General features: G+C 70.7%; 7 protein-coding genes and 1 pseudogene. 1 reads left to right on the forward strand and 7 read right to left on the reverse strand.

From position 1 onward, the window contains the following. A partial coding sequence (locus tag AB0G02_RS26900) for a hypothetical protein (protein ID WP_360798833.1) occupies positions 1–294 on the reverse strand: 294 nt, incomplete at its 3' end. A gap of 322 nt (positions 295–616) precedes the next feature. Between AB0G02_RS26900 and AB0G02_RS26905 the strand changes: the two genes are divergently transcribed. After that, entirely contained in the window at positions 617–784 is a 168-nt protein-coding gene (locus AB0G02_RS26905) for a hypothetical protein (RefSeq protein WP_360798836.1), read from the forward strand. Positions 785–1,436: 652 nt separating this feature from the next. Here AB0G02_RS26905 and AB0G02_RS26910 read toward each other — a convergent pair. The 6 genes and pseudogenes from AB0G02_RS26910 to AB0G02_RS26935 all read right to left on the reverse strand — a co-directional run. Next, the gene (locus AB0G02_RS26910; protein ID WP_360798839.1) at positions 1,437–1,805 is read right to left on the reverse strand and encodes a helix-turn-helix transcriptional regulator; all 369 of its coding nucleotides are present in this window, start codon (positions 1,803–1,805) and stop codon (positions 1,437–1,439) included. Further along, complete coding sequence (locus tag AB0G02_RS26915) at positions 1,802–2,137, reverse strand: hypothetical protein (protein ID WP_360798842.1); 336 nt, start codon at positions 2,135–2,137, stop codon at positions 1,802–1,804. The genes AB0G02_RS26910 and AB0G02_RS26915 overlap by 4 nt, the downstream gene beginning before the upstream one ends. 78 nt (positions 2,138–2,215) lie before the next feature. Further along, positions 2,216–3,600: pseudogene (locus AB0G02_RS26920) on the reverse strand (MFS transporter). Next, positions 3,597–4,037, reverse strand: coding sequence for a MarR family transcriptional regulator (locus AB0G02_RS26925; protein ID WP_360798845.1), 441 nt, complete (start codon positions 4,035–4,037; stop codon positions 3,597–3,599). The pseudogene AB0G02_RS26920 and the gene AB0G02_RS26925 overlap by 4 nt, the downstream one beginning before the upstream one ends. Before the next feature lie 82 nt (positions 4,038–4,119). After that, positions 4,120–4,851: an SDR family NAD(P)-dependent oxidoreductase gene (locus AB0G02_RS26930; RefSeq protein WP_360798848.1), complete on the reverse strand. Its 732-nt coding sequence runs from the start codon at positions 4,849–4,851 to the stop codon at positions 4,120–4,122. A 10-nt stretch (positions 4,852–4,861) separates the two neighbouring features. After that, positions 4,862–5,638 (reverse strand): 12-oxophytodienoate reductase (locus tag AB0G02_RS26935; protein WP_360798851.1); only part of this gene is annotated, 777 nt, incomplete at its 5' end.

Genomic DNA, 5,638 nt, shown 5'->3' on the forward strand with positions numbered 1-5,638 from the left:
GACGCGGTCGATGCCGTCGGAGTACCGCCACACGAAGTACGCGTCGGAGTGCCCCGAGCCGTGACCGTAGGCCCAGCGGCCGTCCAGGACCTGCACGACGCGGATGTAGGCGTCGACAGGGAGGGTGTAGACGTTCGAACCGCTCGGTGTGTTGTAGAACTGGATGGTGTCCGCCGCCCGGCACAGCGAACCGGGCCACGGCACGTCCGCCGAGGCGACGCCCGACCCGGCCAGTACCAGCGCGGACGCGGCCACTCCCGCGACCACCGCGCGCCGCAACCTTGGTGCCTGCATGTTCGAACCCTCCTCGACCGGAAACCGTGGGTGTGTGCGCGTGGGAAGGAATTCGCGCCGGCACCGACGACTCGACGGAATGCACTGAGTTCATTGCTGACGCTCGAACACTCCAGCAGCCCACGGGTTCCGTCAACATCCCCAAGCACACTGCACTCGGCTGGTCGATCTGCCATCACCGCACGTGACAGGCGAGCAAGAGTCACCTTGCCGATGACCGCTACGGGCTCCCGAAACGGATGTGCGAATTCATGTTCATCCAGTTTCCGTCGCAGGGGCCTCGACTTGTTCGAGGCCGGTCGTGCGGTCGTGCGGAACGCCCATGCCTGTGCCGGGATTCAGCCGCCTCGACCTGCTGACCACGTTCACCGGGAGCACCGTTCTGCAGGTCCTCACCGGCGCGGCCGCCGACGTGCTGCTGTGCACCGCCGGGCTGGGCACGGCCTCCAGCACCTACTACGTCGCCACCCTGGATATCACCTCGCCCTGAACCGCCGATCCCGATGTCCGCCGCTGTCCAGGCAGTACAGGCCGCGGTGGCCGCGCAGCCTGCCGTAGGCGTCGGTGCTCTTCCCAGTGCCACGCCGCCGACGGGATGTGCGACGACGGGATGGGTCGGCCGGCTGGGTGTCACCGGGCGCCGTCAGGCGTCATCCTCCACCGTCCGAAGTGGTCGGAGATCCCCATTCCGGGACACGCGAGGAGCCCTGGGCCCACGGGGAAGGGCATGGGTGAGTGCATCACACCGGCCGTGCCGTCGGACTCGGGTCGAGCGCCTGCCCCGTGCCGGCCCCTGGTGGAGACCAACCTGGCGATCGGTGCCAGCCGATGGCGGGTGCACCCGGCGGCGGCGGAGACGCACGAACGGGTGAACAGAGGACAAACCTGTTTCGCGGCACGGGCAGGCGGCGATAAACGGGCAGGCACCGGGGGCACGCCCCCCGACCCCCGGTGCTTGTCTTCCGGGTTCGACCGGCCAGTGCCGACCGCCCCTGCCGCCCGCCGACGTCAGCCCGAACCGAGAGGTCGCTGGTCGTGGCAGGACCACAGCCTCCGGGGCACTGGAACGAGCTCGACCGCGCCGGCCGACTCGCGGGTGACACCCGTCAGCGACTGTCGGGGCGGTTCGGGTCCCTCGCCCGTCACCGCCGACCCGAGAGCCGCCAGGGGTGCGTGGTCGGTGGTGGCGAGGTCGGGATCGCCGGCCGCGCCGGGGCCGACCAGGCCGCCGCCTTGTTCGCCGCGTCCATGCGGGAGGTGGCGCCGAGCTTGCGGAAGATGTTGCGCAGGTGGCGTTTGACGGTTCCCTCGGTGATGCGGAGCCGGACGCCGATCTGGCGGTTGCTCAGCGCCATGCCCACCAGTGCCAGCACTTCGCGTTCCCTGCTCGACAACGCGTCGTAGGGGTTGTCCGCGTCGAGCAGGTGGCTGGTCCTGGGCACCGAGACGACCACGCGGTCGCGGTTGAACCGCACCCCCTGGATCACCGACAGCAGCTCCGCCCTCGTCACGCTCTTGTGGAGGAACGCCCGGACCCCGTGGTGAGCAGCAGCCTGATGAAGACCACGTCCTCCCTCATGCTCAGCGCCACGACGGTGAGCGCGGGGGCCGCGGTCAGCAGTCGGCGGACGGTGGTCTCGGCGGAGGGCAGCATGTCGGTGTCCAGCACGAGGATGTCCGCCTGGCAGTCCTGGACGACCCTCACCGTCTCGTCCGCGGTGCCCGTCTCGCCGGCGACGGTCAGGTCCCGCGATGCCCGGAAGCACTCGCGCAACGCCTCCCGGAAGAGGGTGTGCGGATCGGCGATCACCACCCGTTCCGGTCTGAGCTTCGCAACTGCCATGTGTCTCCACCCCCCGAATGTGTCCGACGACGCCGCGGCGCTCCTCCGACAGCGGGAACGTCGCGGCGGGTCGGGGTCCTAGGACGCCTTCCCGATCGAGCGCCAGGTCAGGCCGCACGCGACGAGGTAGGCCACCGCCATGGCGGTGAACGTCCACGCCGCGCCCCGGTACCAGTCGCCGGACGTGGCCAGCAGCATCCCGGCCACCGCCACCCCGACCAGGGCCCCGATCTGCCGGTTCGCGTTGAGCACCGCGCTGGCCACGTTCGCGTTGCTCTGCCCGGCCGCCGCCATCAGCGCGGTCGTCATCGCGGGCACCGTCACCCCCACGGCCAGGTTGATCACCACGACGACCGCGGCGAGCAGCCAGTACGGCGTGGTCGACGAGATCGGCACGAGCGCCGCCGAACCCACGGCCGCCACCGCCAGCGCGACGAGCATCGGCTTGCGCGGTCCGAGCGCACCTCCGACGCGGGCGAAGAGCAGGTTGCCCAGCACGAACACGATCATCATGGGCAGCAGCTGGAGACCGGCTTCGAGCGGGGTGGCGCCGCCCGCCTTCTGGAGGAACACCCCGAGCATGAAGAGCCCGCCGAACAGCGCGAAGTTGAGCAGGAACCCGACGAGGTTCGCGGCGGTGAACGCCGGCGTGCCGAACATCGACCTCGGCAGCACCGGCGCCGCGGCACGCCGTTCCCGGAGCACGAACGCGATCGCGCACGCCAGGAACACGACCGCCGCCGTGACGATCGGCGGGGACGACCAGCCGTAGCTCGGCGCCTCGATGAGCGTGAAGCTCAACGCCGCCAAGCCGAGCACCCCGATCGCGTGGCCGAGGAGCGTCACCGGTGTGCCCGCCGCGGGCACCGGCGTGACGAACCGCCGGGTCAGCAGCAGCCCGACCAGCCCGATCGGCAGGTTGACCAGGAAGATGCTCTGCCACCCAGCGTGTTCACCAGCACGCCGCCGACCACGGGACCGAGCCCGGAGGCGGTGGACACGATGGCCGTCCACAGGCCCAGCATGGTGGCCCGCCGCTTGGGATCGGGGAACGACCCGACGAGCAGGCTCAACGAGCTGGGCATGAACAGCGCCGCCCCGACCCCCTGCACGAGGCGGAAGACGATGAGCACCACGCCGTTCGCGGCGAGGCCGCACAGCAGCGACGCGACCACGAACAGCGTCAACCCGGTCTGGTAGACGCGCTTGGCGCCGAACCGGTTGGCCAGCGAACCCGCGAGCAGCAGCAGCGAGGCGAACGTCAGGATGTAGCCGTCCACCACCCAGGTGAGCCCCGACAGGCTCAGCCCCAGGTCGTCCTTGATCGTGACGCCCGCGACGTTGACGACCGTCGCGTCGAGCGTGGCCATGACGAACCCGATGGCCAGGGCGGTGAGGGTGACGCCTGCCGAGCTGCGGTCCCCGACGGGCGTGCTCGGTGTGTCCTTTACCGTGTCCTTCATTCCGTGGGTTCCCCTCTTCCCAGTGCGCGCAGCAGCGTCTGCCGCAGGTTCTCCCGGTCTTCCTCGGACAGGTGTGCCAGCGGTGAGTCCCGCGTGACCTGCCGGAGCAGTCGTTCCCTCAGCTCGTGCCCGGCGGCGGTGAGCACGAGGTGCTTGGCCCGCCGGTCGGTCGGGTGCGGCTGTCGCTCGACCAGGCCCCGGCTCTGCAGTCGGTCGATCACGAAGGTCACGTTCGGCGGTTCGCAGCACATGCGTTCGGCCAGCTCACCCATGGTGAGCGGCTCGTTGAGGTCGCGCAGCGCGTTGGCCTGGGTCTCGGTCAGGTCCAGGTCCGCGACGCTGGCGCGGACGTGGTCGCTCAGCCTTCGCGACAACTCGTAGACGAGGCCGCGCAGTTCCTTGGTGGTGTCCTCGACCGCGGCACGCTGAGTAGTCATGCGGGCACCATACCGGAAAAGGTTCGAGCTCGAACCTTGTCATCTGTAACGAAGTCGGCGGGCGGTCCCGCGGGTACGCCCATCAGTACCTGATGCCCCCGTGGCTGTTGATGACCGTGGCGTTGATGTAGTCCGCGGCAGGACCGGCCAGGAACGCCACCGTCTGGGCGATCGACTCGCCACCGCCGATGCCCAGCAGCGCCTGCCCCGCCAGGCGGTCCTGCGTCGCCTGGTCCAGGCGCGTGCCCAAGCCGGTGTCGAGCAGGCCGGGAGCCAGCACGACGCTCCGGACGTTGTAGGCGGCGTACTCCTGCGCGACCGAGTGCGACAGGCCGTGCAGCGCGGCCTTGCTCGCCGCGTAGTTGGCCTGGCCGCGGTTCCCGATCGCGGCCGACAACGACGACACGTACACGAACCGCCCGTACCGCTGGCGCATCATCAACCGCAGCGCGTGCTTGGTGGCCAGGAACGCCCCGCGCAGGTTGACCCGGATGACGTCGTCCCACTCCTCGACGGACATGCGGACCAGCAGGGTGTCACGGGTGATGCCCGCGTTGTGCACCACGACGTCCAAGCGCCCGAACTCGCCCGCCGCCGCGGTGAGCTCGGCCGCGACGCGCTCCTCCGCGATGTCGCCGCGCACCAGTTGGAGCTCGTCGCCGTACTCCTCCAGGAGCGCTTCGAGGTCCGCCGACCGCGACCGGTGGTTGGCCACCACCATCGCGCCCCGGCTCAGCAACGCCCTCACCACCAGCAGGCCCAGGCCCCGGCCCCCGCCGGTGACCGCGACGACCCGCCCGTCGAGATCGCGCACCGCGCCCACCTCACACCAGCTCGGCGAGCGCGCCGACGGTGAACGGGACCAGCTCCCCGAGCCGGCCGTCCCGGATCTTGGTCGCCCACTCCGGATCGGCCAGCAGCGCCCGGGCCACCGCGACCAGGTCGAACTCGTCACGCTCGAACATCTCCACGAGACCGTCCAGGAGCGCGTTCGCGGCTCCCCGGCCCTCGATGAACGCGCTCTGGAACTCGCTGTTGTCCAGCCCCACCGAGCCCACCGTGATCGTGGGCAGACCGGTGACCTTCTTGACCCAGCCCGCCAGGCCGAGTCCCGAGCCGGGGAACTCCGGCAGCCAGAACCGGCGCGTGGAGCAGTGGAAGACGTCCACCCCGGCCTCCACGAGCGGGGCGAGCAGGAGGCCCAGCTCCTCGGGGGTGTGGGCCAGGCGGGCGCCGAAGTCCGAGATCTTCCACTGGGACAGGCGGAAGCTGATCGGGAAGCCCGGCCCGACGGCCGCGCGGCACGCGGCGACCACCTCCGACGCGAACAGGGAGGGGTCGATGCCGTAGCGGTCGCCGCGGTGGTTGGTGTCGGACCACAGGAACTGGTCGATGAGGTAGCCGTGCCCGCCGTGCAGCTCGATCCCGTCGAACCCGAGCCGACGCGCGTCGGCGGCGGCGCGCGCGAACGCGCCGATCACCTCACCGATGTCGTCGTCGGACATCGGTTCTGCCACCACCCGACCCTCCAGGGTGACACCGGACGGCGCGACGGGCGCGACACCGGGCTCCGGCGGGTCGTCCACCCCGCGCGTCCCGCC

Source organism: Actinosynnema sp. NPDC023658 (genome assembly GCF_040639995.1).
Taxonomy (GTDB): Bacteria; Actinomycetota; Actinomycetes; order Mycobacteriales; family Pseudonocardiaceae; genus Actinosynnema.